General features: G+C 61.7%; 23 protein-coding genes and 1 tRNA gene. 9 read left to right on the top strand and 15 right to left on the bottom strand.

The genetic code is table 11. The annotated features are described in order from the left end of the window. Positions 1-39 precede the first annotated feature (39 nt). Both AC0Z8Z_RS05125 and AC0Z8Z_RS05120 read left to right on the top strand, forming a co-directional pair. Positions 40-2,181 carry a 3-hydroxyacyl-CoA dehydrogenase NAD-binding domain-containing protein gene (locus tag AC0Z8Z_RS05125; RefSeq protein WP_485618188.1) on the top strand — a complete coding sequence of 714 codons (2,142 nt, stop codon included), beginning with the start codon at positions 40-42 and terminating at the stop codon, positions 2,179-2,181. A 149-nt stretch (positions 2,182-2,330) separates the two neighbouring features. Then, positions 2,331-3,053 (top strand): amidotransferase, encoded by a 723-nt coding sequence (locus AC0Z8Z_RS05120; protein WP_485618186.1) that lies wholly within the window; start codon positions 2,331-2,333, stop codon positions 3,051-3,053. A 234-nt stretch (positions 3,054-3,287) separates the two neighbouring features. Here AC0Z8Z_RS05120 and AC0Z8Z_RS05115 read toward each other — a convergent pair whose 3' ends face one another. The 10 genes from AC0Z8Z_RS05115 to AC0Z8Z_RS05070 form a co-directional block, all read right to left on the bottom strand. Further along, positions 3,288-4,259: a magnesium and cobalt transport protein CorA gene (locus tag AC0Z8Z_RS05115; protein WP_172611567.1), complete on the bottom strand. Its 972-nt coding sequence runs from the start codon at positions 4,257-4,259 to the stop codon at positions 3,288-3,290. A 92-nt stretch (positions 4,260-4,351) separates the two neighbouring features. Further along, complete coding sequence (locus tag AC0Z8Z_RS05110) at positions 4,352-5,107, bottom strand: lysophospholipid acyltransferase family protein (protein WP_485618184.1); 756 nt, start codon at positions 5,105-5,107, stop codon at positions 4,352-4,354. A 150-nt stretch (positions 5,108-5,257) separates the two neighbouring features. Beyond that, positions 5,258-5,947, bottom strand: a complete 690-nt coding sequence (locus AC0Z8Z_RS05105; RefSeq protein ID WP_122537869.1) for a crotonase/enoyl-CoA hydratase family protein — start codon at positions 5,945-5,947, stop codon at positions 5,258-5,260. Positions 5,948-6,086: 139 nt separating this feature from the next. Next, the gene (locus AC0Z8Z_RS05100; protein WP_122537871.1) at positions 6,087-6,380 is read right to left on the bottom strand and encodes a DUF6388 family protein; all 294 of its coding nucleotides are present in this window, start codon (positions 6,378-6,380) and stop codon (positions 6,087-6,089) included. 192 nt (positions 6,381-6,572) lie between these two features. Next, positions 6,573-8,075, bottom strand: coding sequence for a purine-cytosine permease family protein (locus AC0Z8Z_RS05095; RefSeq protein ID WP_485618181.1), 1,503 nt, complete (start codon positions 8,073-8,075; stop codon positions 6,573-6,575). A gap of 187 nt (positions 8,076-8,262) precedes the next feature. Next, a complete protein-coding gene (locus tag AC0Z8Z_RS05090) occupies positions 8,263-8,661 on the bottom strand; it encodes a YybH family protein (protein ID WP_485618180.1) in 399 nt (132 codons plus the stop codon). A 207-nt stretch (positions 8,662-8,868) separates the two neighbouring features. Continuing rightward, the gene (locus AC0Z8Z_RS05085) at positions 8,869-9,270 is read right to left on the bottom strand and encodes a DUF4124 domain-containing protein (protein ID WP_485618178.1); all 402 of its coding nucleotides are present in this window, start codon (positions 9,268-9,270) and stop codon (positions 8,869-8,871) included. Between the two features lie 100 nt (positions 9,271-9,370). Beyond that, the gene (locus AC0Z8Z_RS05080) at positions 9,371-9,865 is read right to left on the bottom strand and encodes a helix-turn-helix domain-containing protein (protein WP_485618177.1); all 495 of its coding nucleotides are present in this window, start codon (positions 9,863-9,865) and stop codon (positions 9,371-9,373) included. A 470-nt stretch (positions 9,866-10,335) separates the two neighbouring features. Continuing rightward, positions 10,336-10,425: transfer RNA gene (locus AC0Z8Z_RS05075), tRNA-Ser, on the bottom strand. A gap of 164 nt (positions 10,426-10,589) precedes the next feature. Continuing rightward, positions 10,590-11,339, bottom strand: a complete 750-nt coding sequence (locus AC0Z8Z_RS05070; RefSeq protein WP_485618176.1) for a 3-oxoacyl-ACP reductase family protein — start codon at positions 11,337-11,339, stop codon at positions 10,590-10,592. A 119-nt stretch (positions 11,340-11,458) separates the two neighbouring features. On the opposite strand from AC0Z8Z_RS05070, the gene AC0Z8Z_RS05065 reads away from it, so the two are divergent. Both AC0Z8Z_RS05065 and AC0Z8Z_RS05060 read left to right on the top strand, forming a co-directional pair. Continuing rightward, entirely contained in the window at positions 11,459-12,382 is a 924-nt protein-coding gene (locus tag AC0Z8Z_RS05065; RefSeq protein WP_485618273.1) for a LysR family transcriptional regulator, read from the top strand. 247 nt (positions 12,383-12,629) lie between these two features. Beyond that, positions 12,630-13,190: a cysteine hydrolase family protein gene (locus AC0Z8Z_RS05060; protein ID WP_485618174.1), complete on the top strand. Its 561-nt coding sequence runs from the start codon at positions 12,630-12,632 to the stop codon at positions 13,188-13,190. 26 nt (positions 13,191-13,216) lie between these two features. Here AC0Z8Z_RS05060 and AC0Z8Z_RS05055 read toward each other — a convergent pair whose 3' ends face one another. Beyond that, positions 13,217-14,662, bottom strand: a complete 1,446-nt coding sequence (locus AC0Z8Z_RS05055; RefSeq protein ID WP_122537888.1) for a SulP family inorganic anion transporter — start codon at positions 14,660-14,662, stop codon at positions 13,217-13,219. 204 nt (positions 14,663-14,866) lie between these two features. Between AC0Z8Z_RS05055 and AC0Z8Z_RS05050 the strand changes: the two genes are divergently transcribed. Next, on the top strand, positions 14,867-16,075 hold the full coding sequence (locus AC0Z8Z_RS05050; protein ID WP_485618271.1) for an MFS transporter: 1,209 nt from the start codon (positions 14,867-14,869) through the stop codon (positions 16,073-16,075). A gap of 9 nt (positions 16,076-16,084) precedes the next feature. Further along, positions 16,085-17,206: a cell division protein ZapE gene (zapE, locus tag AC0Z8Z_RS05045; RefSeq protein ID WP_485618172.1), complete on the top strand. Its 1,122-nt coding sequence runs from the start codon at positions 16,085-16,087 to the stop codon at positions 17,204-17,206. 24 nt (positions 17,207-17,230) lie between these two features. Here zapE and rarD read toward each other — a convergent pair whose 3' ends face one another. Continuing rightward, positions 17,231-18,115 (bottom strand): EamA family transporter RarD, encoded by an 885-nt coding sequence (rarD, locus tag AC0Z8Z_RS05040; RefSeq protein WP_485618170.1) that lies wholly within the window; start codon positions 18,113-18,115, stop codon positions 17,231-17,233. 303 nt (positions 18,116-18,418) lie between these two features. Here rarD and AC0Z8Z_RS05035 point away from each other — a divergent pair, with 303 nt between their 5' ends. Together AC0Z8Z_RS05035 and AC0Z8Z_RS05030 are read left to right on the top strand one after the other, a co-directional pair. Further along, a complete protein-coding gene (locus tag AC0Z8Z_RS05035; RefSeq protein ID WP_485618168.1) occupies positions 18,419-19,060 on the top strand; it encodes an HD domain-containing protein in 642 nt (213 codons plus the stop codon). Between the two features lie 637 nt (positions 19,061-19,697). Beyond that, positions 19,698-20,849 carry an MFS transporter gene (locus AC0Z8Z_RS05030; RefSeq protein WP_485618166.1) on the top strand — a complete coding sequence of 384 codons (1,152 nt, stop codon included), beginning with the start codon at positions 19,698-19,700 and terminating at the stop codon, positions 20,847-20,849. Between the two features lie 15 nt (positions 20,850-20,864). On the opposite strand, the gene AC0Z8Z_RS05025 is transcribed toward AC0Z8Z_RS05030, so the two are convergent. Together AC0Z8Z_RS05025 and AC0Z8Z_RS05020 are read right to left on the bottom strand one after the other, a co-directional pair. Further along, positions 20,865-21,302 (bottom strand): carboxymuconolactone decarboxylase family protein, encoded by a 438-nt coding sequence (locus AC0Z8Z_RS05025; protein WP_485618165.1) that lies wholly within the window; start codon positions 21,300-21,302, stop codon positions 20,865-20,867. Positions 21,303-21,420: 118 nt separating this feature from the next. After that, positions 21,421-21,909 carry a multidrug/biocide efflux PACE transporter gene (locus AC0Z8Z_RS05020; RefSeq protein ID WP_485618164.1) on the bottom strand — a complete coding sequence of 163 codons (489 nt, stop codon included), beginning with the start codon at positions 21,907-21,909 and terminating at the stop codon, positions 21,421-21,423. Between the two features lie 120 nt (positions 21,910-22,029). Here AC0Z8Z_RS05020 and AC0Z8Z_RS05015 point away from each other — a divergent pair, with 120 nt between their 5' ends. Further along, positions 22,030-22,917: a LysR family transcriptional regulator gene (locus AC0Z8Z_RS05015; RefSeq protein ID WP_485618163.1), complete on the top strand. Its 888-nt coding sequence runs from the start codon at positions 22,030-22,032 to the stop codon at positions 22,915-22,917. Positions 22,918-22,923: 6 nt separating this feature from the next. On the opposite strand, the gene AC0Z8Z_RS05010 is transcribed toward AC0Z8Z_RS05015, so the two are convergent. Continuing rightward, positions 22,924-23,850 (bottom strand): LysR family transcriptional regulator, encoded by a 927-nt coding sequence (locus AC0Z8Z_RS05010; protein WP_485618162.1) that lies wholly within the window; start codon positions 23,848-23,850, stop codon positions 22,924-22,926. Positions 23,851-23,903: the final 53 nt, after the last annotated feature.

Genomic DNA, 23,903 nt, shown 5'->3' with positions numbered 1-23,903 from the left:
CCGCCTTTATCCGACAACCGTTTCAGGAAGAACGACCGCATGACCGATGCCATCCGCTACGAAACCGGCCCGGATCAGATTGTCACCCTGACCCTCGACATGCCCGGCCAGCAGGCCAATACCATGAACGCGGTGTATCGCCAGGCCATGGCCGAGACGCTCGAGCGTCTTCAGGCGGACAGAGAGGCCATCGCCGGTGTGATCATCCGCTCGGCGAAGAAGACGTTCGTTGCCGGCGGCGACCTCAACGAGCTGAGCCAGGTCGACGCCGCCCGCGCCGCCGCCTTCTACCAGATGACCATGGACCTCAAGGCGCAGCTTCGCGCGCTGGAAACCTACGGCAAGCCGGTGGTGGCGGCCATTGAGGGCTCGGCTCTGGGCGGTGGCCTGGAGCTGTGCCTGGCCTGTCACCATCGCATTGCACTGAGTGGAGGCCACATAAAATTGGGCTTGCCGGAAGTCACCCTCGGTTTGCTTCCGGGCGGGGGTGGCACGGTGCGGCTGGTGCGAATGTTGGGGCTGGAAAAAGCGCTGCCGTTGCTGATGCAAGGCCGGACGATGAGCGTCGACCATGCCTTGAAGACCGGTGTGATCGATCAGTTGGCCAGCGATGCCGAGGACCTGATGGGCAAGGCGCGCGAGTGGATTCTGGCCAATCCGGTGCCGATCAAAGCGTGGGATCAACCAGGGTTTCAGTTGCCTGGCGGCACGCCGGCGCAGCCGAACGTGGCACAGATGCTGGCCATCGCGCCGTCAATCCTGCGCAGCAAAACCTGGGGATGCTATCCGGCGCCGGAGAAAATTCTGGCGGCAGCGGTGGAAGGCGCTCAGGTGGATTTCCACACGGCAGAGAAAATCGAGGCGCGTTACTTCACCGAACTCGCCACCGGCCCCGTCGCCAAGAACATGATCGGCAGCTGGTTTCAGCTCAACCGGGTCAAGGCGGCCGAGGCGCGGCCCAAGGCGCCGCCGGTGTTCAACATGCGCAAGGTCGGCATCCTCGGCGCAGGGCTGATGGGCGGCGGCATTGCCTACGTCACGGCGGTGGCGGGTGTCAGCGTGATCCTCAAGGACGTCAACCTGGCGGCCGCGCAGAAGGGCAAGGATTACTCTGTGCGGTTGCTGAACAAGCAGGTTGCCAGCGGCCGCATCACCGAGACTCAGCGCGACGCCGTGCTGGGCCGCATCAAGCCGACCGGCCGCGACAGCGATCTGGAAGGCTGCGATCTGATCATCGAGGCGGTGTTCGAAAATCGCGAGCTAAAAGCCCAGGTCAGCGCTGCCGCCGAGCAAGTGGTGGTGCCCAATGCGGTGATTGCGTCCAACACCTCGACGCTGCCGATCACCGGACTGGCCAGCGCCATCAGCCGGCAGGAGCGGTTCATCGGGCTGCATTTTTTCAGCCCGGTGGAGAAGATGCGCCTGGTGGAAATCATCAAGGGCGCGCGCACCAACGACATGACCCTGGCGCGGGCCTTCGACTTCGTTCAGCAGATCGGCAAGACCGCGATTCTGGTCAATGACTCCCGCGGGTTCTTCACCTCGCGGGTGTTCGCCACTTTCGCTGACGAAGGCATTGCCATGCTCGGCGAAGGTATCAGTGCGCCGATGATCGAAACCGAGGCGCGCAAGGCCGGTATGCCTGTGGGGCCGTTGGCGGTGTCCGATGAAGTGTCGCTGAGGCTGATGAACCAGATTCGCCAGCAGACGCGCAAGGATCTGGCCGAGCAGGGCTTTGAGCGTGCCGGGCATCCGGCCGACGCCGTCATCGAGCAGCTGTTGCATGAATTCGATCGCGCAGGGAAAACCTCCGGCGGCGGTTTTTACGACTACCCCGACGGCGCGCCCAAGCACTTGTGGCCGGAGCTGAAAACCCGCTTCGAGAAGCCCGACGCTCAGATCAGCAGTCAGGATATTCGCGACCGCTTGCTGTTCATTCAGGCCCTCGAAACCGTGCGCTGCATGGAAGAGGGTGTGTTGCGATCAACCGCGGACGCCAACGTCGGGTCAATGCTGGGTATCGGCTTTCCGGCCTGGACCGGCGGGGCGTTGCAGTTCATCAACCAGTACGGACTCAAGCCGTTCATTACCCGTGCTCGCGCCTTGGCCGAGCGCTATGGCGAACGCTTTCAACCGCCAGCGTTGCTGCTGGAGAAAGCCGAGGAGGGCTCGCTGTTCTAGCGCCGGCTCCCGGTTGTGGCGGATGAAATGCTGCGACAGCCGGGGTTCAGCTGACGACAGCGTGCGGCCACAACTGGGCCTTGCCTTGCCCCGGCCTTCAAGGCAGGCTTGGTCCCACGCATTTTCGCTTTGTCGCTTCAGGAATTTTTATGTCGTTACGCATCTGCATTCTGGAAACCGACGTTCTTCGCCCGGAGCTGGTCGATCAATACCAGGGCTACGGGCGGATGTTCGAGAAGCTTTTCGCCCGCCAGCCGGTGCCTGCGGAATTTGTCGTCTACAACGTCATGCAGGGCGACTACCCGCCGGATGACGAGCAGTTCGACGCGTATCTGATCACCGGCTCCAAGGCCGATTCCTTCGGTACCGATCCGTGGATCGAAACCCTGAAAACCTACCTTCTGGAACGCTACAAGCGCGGCGACAAGTTGCTGGGGGTTTGTTTCGGCCATCAGTTGCTGGCGCTGCTCCTGGGTGGTAAAACCGAGCGCGCGCCACAGGGGTGGGGCGTCGGGATCCATCACTACAACCTCACACCGACCCAGCCGTGGATGACGCCGGCGCTGGACAAACTCACGCTGCTGATCAGCCATCAGGATCAGGTCACCGCACTCCCCGAAGGCGCGACGGTCATTGCCACCAGCGAGTTCTGCCCGTTCGCCGCGTATCACATCAACGACCAGGTGCTGTGCTTCCAGGGTCACCCGGAATTCATCCACGACTATTCGCGCACGCTGCTCGATATTCGCCAGGACGCACTGGGCGAACAGGTCTACGGCAAGGGCATCGCCAGCCTGGAAGAAGACCACCACGGCACGGCGGTGGCGGAATGGATGATGCGGTTTGTGGCGAACAAGCGGCCGGTGAGCTGACAGCGTGGTTGTGCTCGTTTTGCAACCACGCAGGTGCATCTGCTGAACGATCAATTGTGGGAGCGAGCTTGCTCGCGAAGGGGCTGGAACATCCGCTACATCTACGGCGGCTGAAACGCCGCCTTCGCGAGCAAGCTCGCTCCCACAGATTGAGAGTTCGTCAGTCCCCACGCCGAGCCCGGAGGGAGCACCCGGTGAGTCATTGAAGATTCAATACCATGGCGCGCCAACCCGTCAAAGCCACCCCGACCGCTTGAAGCTCGCGAACAACACCCCGCACCCGCCGACAATGACACCCAATACCATGTAGTACCCGTAGTGCCAGGTCAGCTCCGGCATGTTCTCGAAGTTCATCCCGTAAATGCCGGCGATGGCAGTGGGGAATGCCAGAATCGCGGCCCAGGCGGCAAACTTGCGCTGGGTCAGGCTCTGCCGGGAAGACTCCAGCAGCAGGCTGATTTCGATGGTCTGGCTGGCGATGTCGCGCAGGTTGGACAGGTCTTCCATCTGCCGTTTGACGTGGATTTCCACGTCACGGAAGTACGGGCGCATGTTCTTGTCGATGAAGGGGAAGCTGAGCTTCTGCAGCTCCTCACCGATCTCGACCATCGGCGCTACATAGCGGCGCAGGCGCAGCAGATCGCGACGCAGAGCGTGAATGCGGTGGATGTCGGACTCGTTGAGGTCCTTGCGCAGCACGTTGTGCTCAAGCTCTTCGAGCTCGCAGTGAATGGCCTCGGTGACCGGCTGGTAGTTCTCGGTGACGAAGTCCAGCAGCGCATACAGCACGAAGTCTTCTCCGTGCTCCAGCAGCAACGGCCGCGCCTCGCAACGTTGGCGCACCGCCCCGTAGGACTTCGAATCACCGTTGCGCGAGGTGATGACGTAGCCCTTGCCGGCGAAGATGTGGGTTTCGATGAAGATCAGCTTGCCGTTCTCGCGGATCGGCGCGTAGGTCACGATGAACAACGCGTCGCCGAAGGTTTCCAGCTTCGGCCGGCTGTGGACCTCCAGGGCGTCTTCGATGGCCAGCTCGTGCAGGTTGAACTGCCGTTGCAGCGTGGTCAGTTCTTCCAGGCCCGGGTGCTCCAGGCCGATCCAGACGAAATGCCCCGGTTTCGCCGCCCAGGTCGCGCCTTCGTCGAGGGAGATATTGGTGACTTTCTTTCCGGCACTGTAAACGGCAGCGGCAACCACTCGACCCATAATGTCTGCTTCTTCTTTTAGGGAGAACTGACGCGCAGCTTAGCGCGCTCCCTGATCAGAGTCGGCGGATTTAAACGAGTTCGCAGGTTTTTTCAGTGCTGTTCAGCGTCCGTTTGGATGGCGGCCGTGGACCCTCGGAGTTGAGCGTCCATGCTGGCGATGCCGGCCTGCATCTGGCCATGACAGCGGGCGATGAGCTGCGGGAGGTCTTCGCTCGTCAGGCCCGCTGTCGGGATCGCGGGCAGCGTGCGGATGATCACCTCACCACTGTCCCATCGATTCAAATTCATGCTGCGCACGTAGGTGCTCACGCACACGGGCACGATAGGCACACCGGCCTCGATCGCCATCTGAAACGCCCCACGCTTGAACGCCAGCAACCCCTGACCCTTGTTGCGTGTGCCTTCGGGGAAGACCCAGATCGAGGTGTCCTTGTGTTGCAGGGTTTCAGTGGTCTGGAGAATGGCGCGACGCGCCCGCTGCGGGTTGCCGCGATCAATCAGCACGTTGCCCGCCAGCCAGAACAGCTGACCAAAGAACGGCACCCACTTGAGGCTCTTTTTGCCGATGCAGACCGTGCGCGGCGGCACGATGTTGCCGAGCACAAACAGGTCGTAGTTGGATTGATGGTTGCAGATGATCACGCAAGGCCTTGCCTGCTCGAACTGCGGGTCGAGCTGCGCATTCAGGCGCAGCCCGAGAATTTTCATGGCGGGAAGGGCGTAGAGGCGAGCACACAGGCGGCTGTTGTCAGGGCTGAACGGGCGGCACAAGCCCAGCAAAAGCCCCAGCGCGCCGGCGACGAGAAAGTGCAGGCCCATCAATAACATACGCAATACGAACAGCATGCAAAAACCACCCGGTAGGCGAAAGGCCGCGCAGTGTACGGATGTGCACTGGAATCGGCAATCGGCCACAGGCCGGGCGGGGGACCAGGAATTTAACGGGATGTTTCAGGGGAATGCGCTGCGGGGACGCAGCGCGTTGTCGAGGGTTCCTCAGAGCGGGATCTGACGATCCAGCTCGATCGCCCGGTCGAGGGTCTCGAGGAATTCCTTGCGCACTTTCAGCTTGGTCTGCTTGTGGGCACGCATGTTGATCTTCTTCATCTGCAGCGCCACGGTGCGCGCGGCTTCGGTGAGTTCTTCCGGCGCGACCACCTTGTCGAAGAAGCCGGCCTGCAGCGCGCCCTTGGGATCGAACATCTCGCCGCAGATCACCGAGCGACCGAAGGCACTTTTGCGCAGGCGGTCACGGGCCAGTTCGATGCCGGCGTGGTGCATGGTCATGCCGATCTGCACCTCGTTCAGGCCAATGCTGAACGGACCTTCGACGCCGATGCGGTAATCCGCCGACAACAACAGGAAGGCCCCTTTCGCCACGGCATGACCGCCGCACGCGACCACGACGGGGAAGGGGAACGACAGCATGCGCCGCGCCAGCGTGGAACCTTCGGCGACCAGGGCCATGGCGGCTTCCGGCGACGAGGTCATGATTTTCAGGTCGTACCCGCCCGAAAGGATCCCGGGCTGACCGGTGATGATCACCACGGCGCGGTCTTGCTCGGCACGGTCGAGTGCGGCATTGAATGCGGCAACCACCTCGTTGCTGATGGCATTGACCTTGCCGTTGGCCAGGGTCAGCGTCGCAACGCCGTCATCGAGTTGATAGGCGACCAAATCACTCATGGAGCGAGTCCTTTTTGTTTTGAAGTGGCGCAGACGTTACCCACCCGGCAGGGCAAGGTAAAGCGTAAAGGATGACTGGCAAGTCAGGGGATCGGGTCGCCGGGGCTGACGACCCTGAAGGGGAGCGCAAGCAGGGCGGTTAAACCTCGACTTCGTTCAATTCGCAGTACTCTTCCCAGTCCATGTCCAGTGCCTCGGCTGCTTCCTTGTGCGCAGCAAGGCGCAGTTCCTTCAGTTGCTCCGGGGTTTCGGCAATGAAGGTCAGCGCCAGCTCCCAGGTCGGGATGCCCAGATTTTCGGCTTCGTCTTCAAAAGCCCAGAGGGTCTGCTGTTGCTGCTCTTTCGGACTCAAATCCTGGATTTCAGCCTGCAACATCGGATTGGTCACGATGTACTTCGCCAAGGCAGCTTCGGTCCAGTCGTTTGCGTTCATGCGGGGGTGATCTCCTGTGGGTCGAGCTGACGTGTTGCTGTGGGTGGGATGCTGAGGTGAGTCGCGATTGTGCGTGATGTGAATCACTGGCGCCAGCGGCACGCGACCCGTCGGTCGGGGTAGCCTCGCGGGTAAGTTCTCAACGAAAAGGGCCCGCTTTGCAGCGAGCCCTGGGTCAATGGCGTCGGACTGTCAACCGATCGCCATCGGCTTCTTTACGTTGCGATGTGCGTTATTGCCGAGTAACGGGTGCGGACCCATGGCGCCGTACACGCCGACCGGTTCCGGGAAGGTGCGCAGCAGGGTGATGTACAACAGCGCCGCCAGGCCAAGGGTGATCGGCAGACTGATGTCGATGCCGCCCGCGAGATTGCCAAGCGGACCGATGAACTGCCCCGGCAAATTGACGAAGCACAGGCCCACCGCCGCGCTCGGAAGCCACGCGCCCAGTCCCCGCCAGTTCCAACCGTGCTCGAACCAGTAATGACCGCCGCTCTGGCAACGGGTGAACACCTGCAGGTCTGCCGGGTGATAGAAGCCACGGCGAACGATCAGGCCCAGCACCATGATGACGATCCACGGCGAGGTGCAGGTGACGATCAGCACCGCGAAGGTCGACACGCTTTGCACAAGATTGAAGGCGAAACGGCCGATGAAGATGAAGGCGATGGCCGCGATGCCGATCAGAATCGTTGCCTGAGCCCGGTTGAGCAGGCGCGGAAACATGCTCGACATGTCCAGCCCGGTGCCATAGAGCGACGTTGTGCCGGTCGACATCCCGCCGATGATCGCGATCAGGCACACCGGCAGAAAGAACCAGCTGGGCGAGACCGCCAGCAGGCCGCCGACGTAGTTGTTGTCCGCGATGTATTGCGGCGCCTGGGTGGCCACGATGGTCGCCGTGCAGAGTCCGAACAGAAACGGAATCAGCGTGCAGATCTGTGCCAGAAACACCGACGCCATGATGCGTTTTTTCGATGTCTGGCGTGGGATATAGCGCGACCAGTCGCCGAGAAAGGCACCGAAGGACACCGGATTGCTCATCGCCAGAAGCGCAGCGCCTATGAACGCCGCCCAGAATCCCTCGCTGCCACGATTGAGCGTGCCGGCGAAGCCCGCATCGAAGCTGCCGCTGAAGGCAAGGATACCCAGCAGGAACAACAGGCTTGAAGCGAACACCGCGATCTTGTTGACCCAGAGCATGAAGCGGAAACCGTAGATGCATACCACCAGCACCAGCACCGCGAAAATGCCATAGGCCAGCGCCAGGGTGATGTCATTCTCCGGCAGGCCGACCATGCGTTTGGCGCCGCCGATCAACGCATCCCCCGAACTCCAGACCGACAGCGAGAAGAACGCCACCGCTGTGAGCAGCGACAGAAACGAGCCGACGATGCGCCCGTGAACGCCAAAATGCGCGCCGGACGAAACCGCGTTGTTGGTGCCGTTGAGGGCCCCGAATAGACCCATCGGCGCGAGGATGATCGACCCGAGCACAACGCCCAGCAGGATGGCCCAGACGCCGGCCTGGAATGACAGGCCGAACAGCACCGGAAAACTGCCGAGCACGGCGGTGGCGAAGGTGTTGGCGCCGCCGAACGTCAGACGAAACAGGTCGAGGGGCGCAGCGTCGCGCTGATGGTCAGGGATCTGTTCGACCCCGAAGGTTTCGATCGTGGGGGTGGGGTGGCCCATGGGATATTCCTGCGCGCTGTCGTGTTGTTATAAGGCCGGCGCAAAAAACGCTGGCCCGTTATCTCGACCGGTGAACCCGATCGTGGCATTGGCAGTGGTCGGCATTGCGACCATGAATCAGATTGAGCAGCGTGTTGAAGGTGGGGCAGCCTCTGAGGGGCTACTCGCCACTGAGCGCGCGTGCGCGCTAGCCTGTCTTCACCGACAGGTGTTCGTGGCACGCCAGCCAGCGCGCGCCATAGTGCCGAAAGACAATGGTTTCGCGCTCGCTGAAATGGCTTTCTTCATCGCCGGAGCGAACGTGGGTGTCGACGTCATGCATGAAAATGGCCACATCGCCTTGCAGACTGATGTGCGCGTTGCGCGACTGGCAACCCAGAACGGCAAAGCCATCGGCTTGCCATCCCGCCCACACATCGCGGTAAGCGGCGCGGGACAGCAAGGGCGCGGGCAGCGTGTGGAAGAGGAAGGTGGCGTCTTCAGCGAATGCCGCAAAGTAGGCATCCGTGTCGTTGCTGGCGAACGCAGCGATGAGCGTTTTTGCCGCGTGCTGAACGGCGTCGTGGCGGGTGTCGGTGGAGGTCATGGCCGGCTCGTTTTTGTGATTCTGGCGATGGGGCCCGACTGTAAGCAGCTCTCACGGGGCATCACATCGGCGCCGGTAAAAACTTAGTTCAGAGAATTGAGAAGTAATGGTGAGCGGCAAGCCTCAAGCGGCAAGCGGCAAGCGGCAAGCGGCAAGCGACAAGCGACAAGCGACAAGCCGCGGGTAATCAGTAAGCAGACGGCGCTGTCAGTTTCCTGAGGATCTCATCAGGCCGCTTTTGACGGGCTGACGAACCCGGCCACCCGAAGGATCGAAGCAGGCGCTGTCGTATCGCGGCGCGGTGCAGGTGGAAGGCAGCGCGGGTGGAGGGGGGCGGATGCTTTGCAGGCGATCGGCAATTTCTCGCTCGTTGGTGATGATCAGCTTTCTGCGTCGGCTCACTTGTAGAATTTCGGTGGCGTTCTTGTTGAGACGGTAGGGGAAATCGGTCTCCTCCCACTCGCTGGAAAGCCGGGACGGAGGCGTCCGCTGCACGCTGGATTCGCCCACGTAGGTCGGGCAAGGGCTTTGGGCGAAACTGATAGCGCCGTTTGCGGCGACGCACTTGAAGACGTCGCCGCTTGCCACGTCGCACAAGAGCAACGTCATGACAGCGGCGGACAGTGCTGGAATTCTGATCATCGGAACCTCCCTGGATGGCGCAAGGCTACCATCTGAGAGGTTCAGCTGTCAGTCACGCTGATGGGGATCAGTGGGTTTCGTGGGCGGCTTTCTGGACTTTCGCCAGCGCGAGTGCTGCGAACATGTCGGCGTCACCTTGCAGCACCTTGAGGTGATCTTCGACATGGTCGGCGCTCGAGCGCGGTGCTTCGGAGTCAACCAGTCGGGTCACTTCGCACAATGCATTCGCCGTGATCCACAGGCTCTGGCGCAACTGGCTGATGATTTTCACCATGCTTTCCGAGCTGTCGAGATCGGTTGCGCTCTCCCTGTCCTGATTCGTCACCACCGTCGAAAATGTGGGTATTTCAGCGCGGGCAGAGGCGTCTACCCCAGTGACAACGCGGTTGATGTCCACTCCCGCGGCGGCGATTTTGAACAGATAATCTGCCCTGGGCAACCGCTGCCCGCTTTCGTAATGCCCCTGAGCGTTGGCTTCCACACCACCGATGGCGCCCAGCGCGCTTTGAGTCAATTTCAAACGTTTTCTTTCTTGGCGCAAACGTTTACCGATGCCATTCATTTACCTTCTCCTGCGAATTCGCACCCTGCATGTCTCTCTCGCGGGTGCGCAATGGGGGCCGGAATACGGACTGTTTTCTTTTGGGGTAGCGCTATCCGTGTACGGGAATTGGAGTCATTCACAGTACGACGGGTAGACCTTAGCTGCTAAGACACCCAAATGGCGATTTTTCCGACGCTTTGCGTGGAAAAATAAACGCGGGGCGATTCTAGTTATTCAGGTGGGTTGGGTCACGCAACGGTTTGCAGGATGGAATGTTGCCAGCAGGGGCGGATACCACACCGCCCTACCAGTCAATGAGGGCGCAGTGGGAACGAGCCTGCTCGCGAAGAGACGTTGTGGCCTGAGAAGATCGGACGGTAGACATGCCGTCTTCGTGAGCACTGTTCACTCTTGCATGAACAGTGTTTACCAAGGGCCAGAAACAAAAATCCCCGCACGCCATGAGCGTTGCGGGGATCTTTTTAATGTGGCGGTGAAGGAGAGATTCGAACTCTCGATACAATTTCTTGTATACACACTTTCCAGGCGTGCTCCTTAAGCCACTCGGACACTTCACCGTATCTCTTCAGACGTTCAGTCTGTCGAGGCGCGCTAATGTAGTCGAAAGCTTTGTTGAAGGCAAAACTTTTTTTCAGAATTTTCATGCGCTTAAGCAAAAAGCGCGAAGCCCCGGCTCCTTACCAGGGTCCGGGGCTTTGCGTCGACGTCGAGGGCGCGTGGATCAGGCGCCGAAGCCGCCGTCGATGGTCAGGCTGGCCCCGGTGACGTAGCCCGCTTCGGGACCGGCGAGGTAGGCGACCATGGCGGCGATTTCTTCGGATTTGCCGTAGCGCGGGATGGCCATCAGGCCCATCAGTGTGTCGGCGAAGTCGCTGTCCGCCGGGTTCATGTCAGTGTCGACCGGGCCGGGCTGGACATTGTTGATGGTGATGCCGCGTGGGCCGAGGTCGCGGGCCAGCCCTTTGGTCAGGCCGACCAGCGCCGATTTACTCATGGCGTAGACGCCGCCACCGGCGAAGGGCATGCGATCAGCGTTGGTGCTGCCGATGTTGATGATGCGACCGCCTTCCTTCATATGCCGCGCCGCTTCCTGGCTGGCGATGAAGACGCTGCGTACGTTAATGGCCAGGGTTCGGTCGAAATCCTCAAGGGTGAATTCTTCGAGCGGGGCAATGGCCAGCACGCCGGCGTTGTTGACGAGGATGTCGAGGCCGCCGAACGTCTCCACGGTCTTGGCGACGGCGCCGCGAATGTCCTCGGCGTTGGCGCTGTCGGCCTTGATGGCCAGGGCTTTGCCGCCGGCTGCGGTGATGCTGTCTTGCAGTTCCTGTGCTTTGGCTTCCGAGCTGACGAAGGTGAAGGCCACTGCTGCGCCTTGTTCCACCAGCCGTTTGACGATCGCGGCGCCGATGCCGCGGGAGCCGCCTTGTACCAATGCCGTTTTGCCGATCAGATTAGTGGGGTGCGTCATGTCGATCTCCGATAGAGGTGAAGAGTGGGTTGATGGACACGAGTATCTGCCGACGATTACCCGTGCGGTAGCCGGTAATCGAGATAGTCTGTGTAAACCGGAAGTTGTGAGTGAGTGCGATGGAAAACTTCAGCAGCATTGAATGCTTCGTGCGCAGTGCCGAGGTCGGCAGCTTTGCCGAGGCTGCACGCCGGCTGAGCCTGACACCCGCCGCGGTGGGCAAGAGCGTCGCCAAGCTTGAGGCGAAGCTCGGCGTGAGACTGTTCCAGCGCAGCACGCGCAAGTTGACCCTGACCGAGGCCGGCCAGCGGTTTCTCGGCGAAGTCAGTGCCAGCCTCAACACCATCCAGAACGCTGTCGCCAACCTGGCCAGCGCCGAAGGCAGTCCCGCCGGCACGTTGAAAGTCAGCGTCGGCACCGTGTTCGGATGCCTGTACGTGGTGCCGCTGCTGGGTGAATTCCTGCGCCGCTATCCGGCCATCACCCCCGACTGGCATTTCGATAACCGGCAGGTTGACCTCATCGGGCAGGGCTTCGACGCAGCCATCGGCGGTGGCTTCGATCTGCCCCAAGGCGTTGTCGCCCGCAAGCTGGCGCCCGCTCACCGCGTGCTGGTCGCGTCGCCGCAATGGCTGGAAGCCCACGAAGGCATCACGCATCCGGACGACTTGCACGACTGTGACGGCATTCTGATCCGTTCGCCGCAAACCGGGCGGATCCGTTCCTGGCCGCTGAGCCATCGCAGTCATGAGCAAAGCCCGCTGCGCATGAAGGTGCGCATGACCCTGAGCGATTCCGAGGCTGCCTGCCGCGCGGCGAGCCAGGGTCTGGGCGTCGCGCTGGTGAGCATGCCGTTCGCGCTGCCATACCTGCGCAGCGGTGCGCTGCAACGGGTGCTGCCGGAGTGGTACGTCGAGGACGGCAACATTTCCATCTATTACAGTGGGCACAAATTACTGCCGGGCAAAACCCGCGCGTTCGTCGACTTCATCATCGAACAGTTCGCCGAACAACAATGGGCGCGGCATTTCAGTGCGGTTTAACGATGGAAACCATAGCTGCTGACGCAGCCCCTGTAGGAGTGAGCTTGCTCGCGATTGCGGTCAGTGGGCGACAAAATATCTGCAGGTGCGCGCTTGCCCGCGAAGAGGTTCTTTCCGCAGACATTGATGTCGCTGAAAAATGGAATCGCGAGCAAGCTCACTCCTACAGAAAGTGCGGTCCCATTGAATTCAACGTCAAACAATCAGCGAAGCGGGGTCCGCCCCTTAAGTCATGAAAGGAAGAGCAGTGGATATCCATCACAAAGCGGCGCTGGTTCTTATTGACATGCAGCAGGGCATCAACCACCCCAAGCTGGGCCGGCGCAACAACCCTGACGCCGAGCAGCGCATGCTGGAACTGCTGAGCGCCTGGCGCGACAGCGGCCGCACGGTGATTCATGTGCGGCATTTCTCCCGCTCACCGGATTCGGTGTTCTGGCCGCAGCAATCAGGTGTCGAGTTTCAACCGGCGTTTATGCCGTGGGACGACGAAGGCGAGCTGCACAAACAAGTGCCCGATGCGTTCTGCCATTCGGCGCTGGAAGGTTGGCTGCGTGCGGACGGGATCAATCAGGTGGTGATCGTCGGCGTGGTGACCAACAATTCCGTGGAGTCGACCGCGCGCACTGGCGGCAATCTCGGCTTCGAGGTCATCGTGCCCCACGATGCCTGCTTCACCTTCGACGGCGCGGACTTCTTCGGTCAGCCACGCAGTGCCGAGGACATCCACGCCATGTCGCTGGCGAACCTGCACGGTGAGTACGCGCAGGTGGTGGCGACCGAGGCGATTGTGCGTGCTATCAGCTAAGCCGCGCTTGAGGCTCGATGCTCATCTCAAGCGTGCTGAACCCCCGCGCGCTTGAGCAGCTTTTTGCAGCGTTCCGACAGATGCACGACACGCAGGTGTTTGCCCGCCTTCTGGTAGCGCTCGCGCAGGGTTTTCAGCGCCGCGATGGCGGAATAGTCCACGAAGATCAAGTGGCGGCAGTCCAGCGTGACGTGCTGCGGATCGTTGAGGTGATCGAACTGATCGAGGAACGGCGTGGTGGAAGCGAAGAACAGCGTGCCGTGCAGGTGATACATCTTGCTGCCGTCGGGCTCGACATGGCTGTCTGCGTACAGCTCGCGGGCCTGTTGCCAGGCGAAGTTCAGCGCCGCGATGAGGATGCCGAACAGCACGGCGGTGGCGAGATCGGTGAGGACGGTGACGATGGTCACGGCGATGATCGCGAAGACATCGTTCAGCGGGACTTTGCGCAGCACCCGCAGTGACGCCCAGGCGAAGGTCTGCTGGGCGACCACGAACATCACGCCGACCAGCGCTGCGAGCGGAATGCGCTCGATGAGGGGCGAGAGGAACAGCACGAACATCAGAATCATCACGCCGGCGACGATGCCGGACAGACGACCGCGGCCGCCGGAGCTCAAGTTGATCACCGTCTGACCGATCATTGCGCAGCCGCCCATGCCGCCGCACAGGCCGGACGCCAGGTTGGCGACGCCGAGGGCGACACATTCGCGGTCGGGGTAGCCGCGGCTCTCGGTGATTTCGTCGGTGAGGTTCAGGGTCAGCAGGGTTTCCAGCAGACCGACCAGCGCCATCAGGATCGCGTAGGGCGCGATGATCCGCAGGGTTTCCAGATTCCACGGCACGTCCGGCAGCGACAGGCCCGGCAGACCGCCGGCGATGTGCGCCATGTCGCCGAGGGTGCGCGTCGGCAGGTCGAACAGGTACACCAGCAGGCCGACGCCGAGAATGGCAACGAGTGCGGGCGGTACCGAGCGGGTCAGCCGCGGCAGCAGGTACACCACGGCCATGGTCAGGGCCACCAGGCCGATCATCAGGTACAGCGGGGTGCCGCTGAGCCAGCTTTCGCCGCTTTTGAAATGCTCCAGCTGCGCCATGGCGATGACGATCGCGAGGCCGTTGACGAACCCGAGCATGACCGGATACGGCACCATCCGCACCAGCTTGCCCAGGCGCAGCAGCCCGAACGCGATCATCACCAACCCGCCCAGCAACACCGTCGCCAGCAGGTATTGCACGCCGTGTTGCACCACCAGCGCCACAATGACCACGGCCATCGAACCCGCCGCGCCGGAAACCATGCCGGGACGCCCGCCGAACAGCGCAGTCAGCGTGCAGATAATGAAAGCGCCATACAGGCCCATCAGCGGGTTGAGGTGCGCGACTAGCGCGAAGGCGATGCACTCGGGCACCAGGGCGAAAGAAGTGGTGAGTCCGGCGAGGACATCGGCGCGAAGACGGGCGGGTTTCATGAAATTCCTGAAGGGCGGGGTGCAAAGGGAGGGGATGTTACGGAATGTGAACGCAGACGGCCAGTCGGTGGGATGCCACACCCTGCCGCGTTTTACTCATTCTTCATGTGTCCCGTTACCCCTGATTGTGTAAGGATGTTTCCCTCAAACAGCACGCCGATTCCCGTCATCAAGGCTCGGCACGTCATGAAGGACAGAACACGGATGCTCGCTGCGCTCAGACACTACCCGGCTTCAGTCAATCTCCTGCTTTCTTCGTCGCTGTTTCTGACGCTGGGCAGGGCAATCACCTTGCCGTATCTGGTGATTTACCTGTCTTCGAATTTCGTTTTGAGCATGAGCGACATCGGCCTGGTCGTCGGTGGGGCGCTGATTGTCGGCTCGTTGCTGAGCCTGTATGGCGGCTACCTCACTGACAAACTGTCCAGCTATCGGTTGATCCTCAGCTTCACCGGGTTCTTCGTCGCCGGTTTCATCGGCATGTGCGTGACCGGCAAGCTGTGGCTGTTCTTCCTGTTTCTGGTGTCCTTCAATTTCGCGTATTCGGTCATCGATATCGTGGTCAAGGCGGCGTTTGGCAAGCTATTGCCAGTGGCCGATCAAAGCAAAGTGTTCTCGGTGCGCTACACCCTGATCAATATCGGCTATGCCGTCGGGCCATTCATTGGCGCAGGATTGGCGCACTGGAACATGAAGCTGCCGTTCGTGATGTCGGCCACTCTGGGCCTGGGTTTTTTCCTGGTTTACGCGATGTACGGGGACCGCAAGCTGAGCTCGGCGGACCCTGCCAACGCACCGATTTCCTTCATCGCCGTCGGACGCATCCTGCTCAAGGATTACCGGCTGGTGTGCTTCACCGTCGGCGGCGTGCTCAGCGCGGTGGTATTTGGCCAGTTCACGGCCTACCTGTCGCAATACCTGGTCACCACAACCACGCCGGAATTCACTTATCAGGTGATCAGCTCGGTGGTCGCGGTGAACGCGGCAGTGGTGATCTGCTTGCAGTACCTGGTCGGCAAACGCATCAGCCATCAGTACCTCAATCAGTGGCTGACTGCTGGTTTCAGCCTGTTCCTGATGGGCGTGGTCGGGTTTGCCTTGTCGACGACGGTGCTGCACTGGTCGCTGGCGGTGGCGGTGTTCACCCTCGGCGAGATCATCGTGTTCCCGGCCGAGTACATGTTCATCGACCGCATCGCACCCCCCCATTTGCGCGGCATGTATTACGGCGCGCAGAACCTCTCCAACCTCGGCGGCGCCCTGGGGCCGGTACTGTGCGGTTTCGCCCTGGCGACCCAGTCGGCGCATTTCATGTTTTATATGCTGGCGGCGTTCATCATTGCCGGCGGCTGTTTTTATCTGTTGGGCGCCTCGTATTCCAGACGCCACGATCAATCTTCCACTGCCGAATGAAGCGTTTTGATGACCGTTCTGTCTCCATTTGAGGCCTGGCAGCAGGCCGTTGATGCCCAGGGTTTTCAGCCTGACGAAGCCCAGCGCAATGCCGCACTGCATTTGCAGGCGTGTTGGCAGGCGCTGAACGACGGCAAGCGCGGCGGCGCGGTCAAAGGCGTTTATCTGTGGGGCCCGGTGGGGCGCGGCAAGACCTGGCTCATGGACCGTTTTTACGACAGCCTGCAGGTCCCGGCCCGGCGCCAGCATTTTCATCATTTCATGCGCTGGGTGCATCAGCGCCTGTTCCAGCTCACCGGCGTGGCCCAGCCGCTGCAGGTGCTGGCCCGGGAACTGGCCCAGGACGTGCGCGTGCTGTGCTTCGACGAGTTGTTCGTCAACGACATCGGCGATGCGGTGATCCTCGGCGGTCTAGTGCGCGCGATGTTCGACGAGGGCGTGGTGCTGGTCTGCACCTCCAATCAATTGCCCGAGCAACTGTACGCCACCGGGCATAACCGCGAGCGTTTCGTGCCCGCGATCACGGCGATCAATCACTTCATGGAGGTGGTCTCGGTCGACGGCGGCGAGGACCACCGGCTGCATCCCGGTCAGGCGCAGCAGCGTTACTGGGTGAAGGCGGAGCAGGGGCCGGGCGCGCTGGTCGAGGTGTTCGAAACGTTGAGCAGCGGCGAGTCGGTGTCGACTCAGCCTGTGCCGCTGGGAAGGCGGCATGTGCCGGTGGTGCGCAGCAGTAGAACCGTGATCTGGTGCCGCTATGCCGACTTGTGCGAGCAACCGCTGGCGGCGATGGATTTCATCGAGCTCTGCGATCGTTACAAGGCCGTTTTGTTGAGTGAAGTGCCGGCGTTGAGCGCACCCCAGCGCGAGGGACGCATTGCCCGTGGCACCGAGGATGGCGTTGAACAGGTCACAGCGGGGGACCGCGAGCTGCCGCAACTGTCGCCCTATGACGATGGCGTGCGGCGCTTCATCGCCCTGGTCGACGAGTGCTATGACCGCAAGGTGCCGCTGTACGTCGAAGCCGCGATGCCAATGGCCGAGCTGTACACCGAGGGCTATCTGGCGTTTGCGTTTCGGCGCACGCTGAGCCGATTGCAGGAAATGCAGCTGGCGCGGTTCGGTCAGTAACGCTGCCAACGAGCAAGCGTCAATTCAAGCGCGATGGCGTCGTCGCTGGGCCAATACATGCTTGGCGCCTTCTCCCACCAGCACCATGACCGCCAGCCAGATCGGCAAGTAGGTCATCCATTCATCGCGGCCGATGGATTCGCCCAGCAACAGCGCAACGCCAACCAGCAGCACCGGCTCGACGTAGCTCAGCAAGCCAAACACGCTGAACGCCAGCAGGCGGCTTGCGCGAATGTAGCTGACGAGGGCCGACGCACTGATCGCCCCCAGCACCGGAATCAGCACATAGAAGCGTGGGAATTGTTCCACGACCGAAGGGTTGCCCTGGCAGATGAACAGCACCGCGACGGGCAGGATCAGCAACATATCCCACCACAGACCGCCAAGGTTGTCGGTCTTGAGCTTGCGCCTCAACACGAAGTACAGCGGATAACCCAGGCAGACGAGCAGGGTTTCCCAGGAAAAACTGCCCAGGCGCAGCAGCTCGTTCCCCACACCGATCAGCGCGCAGCAGGCGGCGATCTTCTGCAGGTGCGACAGGTGCTCGCCGTACACCACACGCCCGGTGAGGATCATGGTCAGCGGCAGCAGAAAATACCCCAGCGACACCTCCAGGCTGCGGCCATGCAGCGGCGCCCACATGAACAGCCACAACTGCGCGCCCATCAACGTCGCCGACAGCGCCATCCCCGCCAGCAATGCAGGCGTCTGGCGCACCCGGACGCCGAGGGCGCGGGCCAGCTTCCAGTCTCCGCTGGAGAGCATGAACAGCGTCACGCATGGCAGGGTCAGCAGCATGCGCCAACCGAAGATTTCTTCACCGCTCAATGGCGTGAGGAGTGAGGTGTAGTAGTACATGACCGCGAACAGGCAGGAGGCCATGACCGATAACGCAACGCCCTTGTACACAGGGGCTCCTTGTTTTCGATTCATCAGGTGTGGGGTGCAGGAATGCTTTATCGGCGGGCTCTGATGGCACGCTTTGACGGCACTTTATGAGGCGCTTTTTGAGGCATGGCGCACTGCAAAGGCGCAGAGTTTATCCGAGGTCGTGCAGTCGGTCCGCAGCAATCTGGTAAACCGTAGGTGGGCTGGCAGTAAACGATGCACGTTTGGCAGAGAACGAGACCGCGCGCCGATTGAGCCGTGATACGCCGTCGCCCAGACTTCTCTTCAACGCGCCACCCCGGTGCGGCCGCTGGAGAGATTCCTATGACTCAATCGATTGCTGGTATCAAGATCCCCGACAGCGCGCTGGCCCGCGCCACCACCGAGTACATCCGCGAGCAGGAAGATGACCTGCTGTTCAATCACTCGCGCCGGGTGTTTTTGTGGGGCGCGCTGACCGGTGAGCGCAAGGGGCTGGCCTACGACGCCGAGCAGCTTTACGTTGGGGCGATGTTTCATGATTTGGGTCTGGTGGCGCAGCATCGCAGTGCGGACCTGCGTTTCGAGGTGGATTCGGCCAATGCGGCGCGGGCGTTCATGCAGCCGTTCGGGTTGTCGGAGGGGGATATGGAGCAGGTCTGGTTGTCGATTGCGCTGCACACGACGCCGGGCGTGCCCGAGCATTTGCGGCCGAACGTGGCGCTGGTGACGGCGGGTGTGGAGATGGATGTGCTGGGCATCAATTACGGGCAGTTCAGTGATGAGCAGCGGGAGGTGGTGACCCATGCTCACCCGCGCGGGGAGGATTTCAAGGAATGCATTTTGTGTGCGTTTGCGGATGGGTTTCGGCATAAGCCTGATACGACGTTCGGGACGGTGAATGCGGATGTGTTGGTGGATGAGGATCCGACGTTCAAGCCGCTGAATTTTGTGGAGATTATTCGGCGGTCTCCTTGGAAGGGGTGATCCTTCATCAAGATCAAGATCAAGGGCGTCGGCCTAACGGCTCGACTGTTTCGCCTTCGGCGAGTTACTTGGAAAAGCACCCCAAGTAACCAAGGGTGCTTGCTCTCGGTTGGGCCCGACTTCGTCGGGTTCCTTCACTCCGGTCTCGCTCCGTGGGCCCGCCGCCATCCGCCATCCATGGCGGGGGGCGGCTCTCGCGGCATCCATGCCGCTCGGCCCACGGAGCGAGACCTGCGTTCAGCCTGCACCAAAGTCGCGATTGGTGTCGTCTGGGCCTTTTGTGTTTGAAGAGCAAAAGCAGATCAAAGGCTTCCCGGCTGAAGCCGGTCCTACAGGATGTACGTGGCGCTTTTCGTGGGACCGGCTTTAGCCGGGAACGCGTCGGGCGCCGCGCTGCAAAATGATGGGTGTACGCACAGGCTTCTTCCCGGCTGAAGCCGGTCCCACTGAAGCAATCGATCGTCCCCACGCTCCGCGTGGGGATGCATCCTTCGACGCTCCGCGTCCGCGTCTTGAGGATCGATTGAGGCGTTTCTGAGGCTGCTGCCTTCAACATCCCTTCTTCGGCATTGTTTCAAGCTTTGTTAGGCTGGTCCCGAGCGGGCCATGCCGGGCCGCTGTTTTCAACGGAGCGGCAATGACTTCCATCAGCACCGCAGCGCCTTTGGTTCCGGGGCGGCTGGAGCAGTTTTCGACGCGTATCGCTTTTTTTGTCACCGGGTTCAGCATGTCGGCCTGTGCGCCGCTGGTGCCTTATGCGAAAAGCCGTCTCGGCCTGGACGACGCCGGCCTCGGGTTGTTGCTGTTGTGCCTGGGCATTGGCTCGATTGTGTCGATGCCACTGGCCGGGGCGATGACGGTGCGTTATGGCTGTCGGCGTCTGATCGTGATAACGGGCGCCATCGCCTGTGTGTGCCTGCCTTTATTGGCGACCCTCAGCTCGGTGCCGCTGATGGTCGCCACGCTGTTTGTCTACGGCGCGAGCATGGGTGCGCTGGGTTGCGTGACCAACATTCAGGCGATCATCGTCGAGCGGGCGAGCGGCAAGACCATGATGTCCGGGTTTCACGGGCTGTTCAGTTGCGGCGGGATTCTGGGGGCGGCGGGGGTGTCGGCGTTGCTGAGTGTCGGCGTCTGGCCATGGCTGGCGATGGCCTTCGTTGCGCTGTTCATCGCCCTTGCGCTTTATAAAGCCGCGCCGCACTTGTTGCCCTATGGCAGCGAGCCGGGCGGGCCGGCGTTTGCGATTCCCCGGGGCGTGGTGTTGTTCATCGGTTTGATGTGCTTCACGGTGTTCCTCACGGAAGGCGCGATGCTCGATTGGAGTGCGGTGTTCCTCAGCGCCCAGCGCGGGGTTGAACCGTCTTACGCGGGATTCGGTTATGCGGTGTTCGCGCTGTTCATGGCCATCGGGCGCCTGTGCGGCGATCCGATTGTCCGGCGCCTCGGTGTACACAAAATCATTCTGTTTGGCGGGCTGTGCGCGGCGGCCGGGATGACCGTCGCGACGTTGATCCCGGTCTGGCAGGCGGCGTTGTGCGGGTACGCGCTGGTGGGCATCGGCTGTTCCAACATCGTGCCGGTGTTTTACAGCGCGGTCGGCCGGCAGAAAACCATGCCGGAGAACGTGGCAGTGCCGGCGATCACCACATTGGGTTACATCGGCATCCTGATGGGCCCGGCCGGCATCGGTTTTGTCGCCCACCTCAGCAGCCTGGGCGCGGCGTTCATGATCATCGCCGTGATGCTGCTGGGTGTGGCGGTCAGCGGGCGGTTCTTGCGGGTGTAAGGCCCATAACGGAAATCAGCTCGGCATCATCGCAAAGCCCACACCGAAGCGGTTCCAGGCGTTGATGGTGGCGACGGCCAGGGTGATGTTGACCACCTCGGCTTCGCTGTAGTGCTTGAACAACGCTTCGTACTGATGCTGCGGCGCGCGGTGCACGGGCAGCAGGGTCAGGCTTTCGACCCAGGCGAGTACGACCTTTTCCTTTTCGGTGAAGAATTCGGTTTCTTCCCACACGCTGAGGGTCTGCAGACGGGCCTCGGTTTCGCCAGCCTTGCGTGCGTCATTGGCGTGCATGTTGACGCAATACGCACAGCCGTTGAGCTGGGAGGCACGCAGACGGATCAGCTCCAGCAGCGAATGATCCAGCCCGGATTTGCTCAGCGCCGTCTCCAGGCCGACCATGGCTTTATAAGTTTCCGGCGATTTCTGGGCCCAGTTGATTCGGTTGTTCATGTTGGGTGCTCTCTTCAAAGTGACCGGCGCAAGCCGCGGGACGTGGCGAAATGTTACGCCCGCGCTGCGGCCCGTCGAATAGCCAATGAAGGAGGTTTAGAGGAGACCAATCACGCCGCTATCGATCTGCGGCGCAGGGTTGCGGGCGGTCGAGCAGACGCTCGCGAATCCGGTCGTACGCCAGGTTGAACAGCATCGTGTACGGCAGAAACAGCAGCAACAGGCCGATGTCCAGCACAAAGGCTTCCAGCAGGCTGATCGACAGCCACCACGCCACCATCGGTACCACCATGAACACCAGCCCCACTTCAAAGCTGATGGCATGCAGTGCCCGCGCCTTGAGATTCAGGGCAAAACCCAACCGGGCGCGCAGACGGTCGAACCCGGCGTTGAACACCATGTTCCACAGCATGGCGACCGTGGAAATCATCACCGTCATCGCGCCCATCTTGCCGATGGACTGGCCGAGCACCCAGGCCAGCCCGGGCGCGAACATCAGCACCCCGATCAGCTCGAACAGCAGCGCATGCAGGGCGCGCTCTTTGAGGGACTTTCGCGAAACGACCGGCTTCGCGGTCTTGTGGGGCATGAGGGTGTTCAGAGGCATGTCGGTGATCACTTTCTCGCGGGCAGGTGTGCATTGTCGGGGCGCAATAGACTAGAGTGAAAATTGGTCCCATCGGAAAAACCGATGGGGACGTCACATGCACTTCAGAGGTGTCCTTCCGTGAGCTATTCCCCCGAAGCCCTTGAAGCCTTCGCGCAGACCATCGCGCTGGGCTCGTTCAGCGCCGCCGCCCGCCGCTTGGGCAAGAGCCAGTCGACCATCAGCGAGGCGATTTCGCGGCTTGAGATCGACTTGGGCCTGGAGCTGTTCGACCGCTCCACCCGTCATCCCGCGCTCACCGAAGCGGGCAGGGCGCTGGAAGGGCGCATCGAGGATGTACTTGCGGCGTCCGATACGCTGCGTCGCGCGGCGGGGCGTCTGGCGGAAGGCATGGAGCCGCGCCTGACGCTGGTGCTGTCCGATGCCAACCAGTTCGCTGAATTTCAGGCGCGCATGACCGAACTCGATCAGCGCTTTCCGGAGCTGGAACTGGAGTGTGTGTTTGCCGAACACGGTGACGCGATTAACCTGATCCAGAGCGGTCGGGCGTCCCTGGGATTGCTGTCGGCCCAGGCCTCGTACCCGCCGGAAGTGGGCTACGCGACCATCGTCGAGCGCGCCGATTTCGGCATCTTCGTTTCCCACAACCACCCGCTGGCCGCAGAAGACGCCGTCGATTATCGCCATCTGGCGCAGCATCGGGCGTTGCGCCTGAACACCATCGTTGACGAGAGCGTGCCCACCGACGACCTGCCCAGCGGCGCGCGACGCAGCTGGTCAGCGCCCAATTACCTGCTGTTGATGGACATGGCGATCTTCGGATTCGGCTGGTCGGCGCTGCCGCGCTGGCTGGTCAGCACCTGCGGTCAGGGCCGGTTGAAGGAACTCAAGGTGCCGGGCTGGCCGCGCAGTTCAGCGGTCGACGTGATCTGGTCCCGGCAAAAAAGCCTGGGCCCGGCGGGGACCTGGTTGCTGGATACGCTGCTGGAGGGTCGGGGAGGCTATTGATCCGGCTCACTCCGGTCCGCCCTCCAAAACAAACCCCTCCGGCATTTCCTGGGCGAAGGCGTTCACCACCTCGCGAGTCAGGCCAACGATGTCTTCCACCAGTTCCATGCCCGCGCCGGTGCGCCAGCTGGCGACGATGTCCATCAGCGGCGGCAGCGGCACGTTCTCGATCAGCGTCAGCACGCCTTGGGCCAGTTCGCCATGCACCAGTGTCACCGGCAGCGCGCCGATGCCGAAGCCATCGCGCACCAGGCGGGTAATGGCCGAGGCCGAGTTCACGCAGTTGATCCGTGGCGTGACGATGTTGGCGGTGTGCAGCATGTTGAGGATGTCCTGGTGCGGCCGCGAGTTGCGCGAGAACGTGACGATGCGCGCCTCGGCGATCTCCTCCAGGGTCACGTCCGGACGGTCGAACGCCGAGCCGGTCGGCACCACCCAGCGCAGGGGGTAGCGCGCCAGCACCGCGTTGCGCACGCTGTCGAAACGCAGCACGTCGGTCTGGAAAATGATGTCCTGATAACCCTTTTCCAGCTGCGAGCAGAGGTTGCTGGCGGTCTCGGCGGTGAGCTCGATTTCCAGATTCGGGTAACACTTCATCAGGCGTGTTACCAAGGGGCTGAGCCAGGTGTGTATCACCGTATCCATGGCGCCGATGCGGATGCGGCCGCGGACCTGGCTCGGGTCCTTGATCGCCGCCTTCATGCTCTGCATCGTGTCCATGATGTGCTCGGCGTATTCCAGCACACGCACGCCCTCGGGCGTCAACGACACGCCCCTGGAATCCCGGACGAACAGGCGCACGCCCATTTCGTCCTCCAGCGCGGCAATGCGGCTGGAGATGGAGGCCTGGGTGCTGAACAGTTTTTCCGCCGTCAGGCGAAAGCTTTTCAGTCGTGCGACCCAGACGAAGGTTTCCAGAAACTTGAGATTCACCGTGGGATTTCCTTGAGCAATTGAGCGCCACTGCAGGCACAGGATGAGGTGCA

The sequence above is a fragment of the Pseudomonas sp. 1L-C-7-B-C1 genome (assembly GCF_057291635.1).
This window is presented reverse-complemented; position numbering and strand designations above follow the sequence as displayed.

Coding starts and splice junctions, on each gene's coding strand:
- AC0Z8Z_RS05110 (WP_485618184.1), bottom strand. CDS start 5,107: ATGCTGTTCGTATTGCGTATGTTATTGATGGGCCTGCACTTTCTCGTC.
- AC0Z8Z_RS05030 (WP_485618166.1), top strand. CDS start 19,698: ATGACTTCCATCAGCACCGCAGCGCCTTTGGTTCCGGGGCGGCTGGAG.
- AC0Z8Z_RS05100 (WP_122537871.1), bottom strand. CDS start 6,380: ATGAACGCAAACGACTGGACCGAAGCTGCCTTGGCGAAGTACATCGTG.
- AC0Z8Z_RS05090 (WP_485618180.1), bottom strand. CDS start 8,661: ATGACCTCCACCGACACCCGCCACGACGCCGTTCAGCACGCGGCAAAA.
- AC0Z8Z_RS05050 (WP_485618271.1), top strand. CDS start 14,867: ATGCTCGCTGCGCTCAGACACTACCCGGCTTCAGTCAATCTCCTGCTT.
- AC0Z8Z_RS05095 (WP_485618181.1), bottom strand. CDS start 8,075: ATGGGCCACCCCACCCCCACGATCGAAACCTTCGGGGTCGAACAGATC.
- AC0Z8Z_RS05080 (WP_485618177.1), bottom strand. CDS start 9,865: ATGAATGGCATCGGTAAACGTTTGCGCCAAGAAAGAAAACGTTTGAAA.
- AC0Z8Z_RS05120 (WP_485618186.1), top strand. CDS start 2,331: ATGTCGTTACGCATCTGCATTCTGGAAACCGACGTTCTTCGCCCGGAG.
- zapE (WP_485618172.1), top strand. CDS start 16,085: ATGACCGTTCTGTCTCCATTTGAGGCCTGGCAGCAGGCCGTTGATGCC.
- AC0Z8Z_RS05065 (WP_485618273.1), top strand. CDS start 11,459: ATGGAAAACTTCAGCAGCATTGAATGCTTCGTGCGCAGTGCCGAGGTC.
- AC0Z8Z_RS05085 (WP_485618178.1), bottom strand. CDS start 9,270: ATGACGTTGCTCTTGTGCGACGTGGCAAGCGGCGACGTCTTCAAGTGC.
- AC0Z8Z_RS05125 (WP_485618188.1), top strand. CDS start 40: ATGACCGATGCCATCCGCTACGAAACCGGCCCGGATCAGATTGTCACC.
- AC0Z8Z_RS05115 (WP_172611567.1), bottom strand. CDS start 4,259: ATGGGTCGAGTGGTTGCCGCTGCCGTTTACAGTGCCGGAAAGAAAGTC.
- AC0Z8Z_RS05070 (WP_485618176.1), bottom strand. CDS start 11,339: ATGACGCACCCCACTAATCTGATCGGCAAAACGGCATTGGTACAAGGC.
- AC0Z8Z_RS05035 (WP_485618168.1), top strand. CDS start 18,419: ATGACTCAATCGATTGCTGGTATCAAGATCCCCGACAGCGCGCTGGCC.
- AC0Z8Z_RS05020 (WP_485618164.1), bottom strand. CDS start 21,909: ATGCCTCTGAACACCCTCATGCCCCACAAGACCGCGAAGCCGGTCGTT.
- AC0Z8Z_RS05105 (WP_122537869.1), bottom strand. CDS start 5,947: ATGAGTGATTTGGTCGCCTATCAACTCGATGACGGCGTTGCGACGCTG.
- AC0Z8Z_RS05025 (WP_485618165.1), bottom strand. CDS start 21,302: ATGAACAACCGAATCAACTGGGCCCAGAAATCGCCGGAAACTTATAAA.
- AC0Z8Z_RS05055 (WP_122537888.1), bottom strand. CDS start 14,662: ATGAAACCCGCCCGTCTTCGCGCCGATGTCCTCGCCGGACTCACCACT.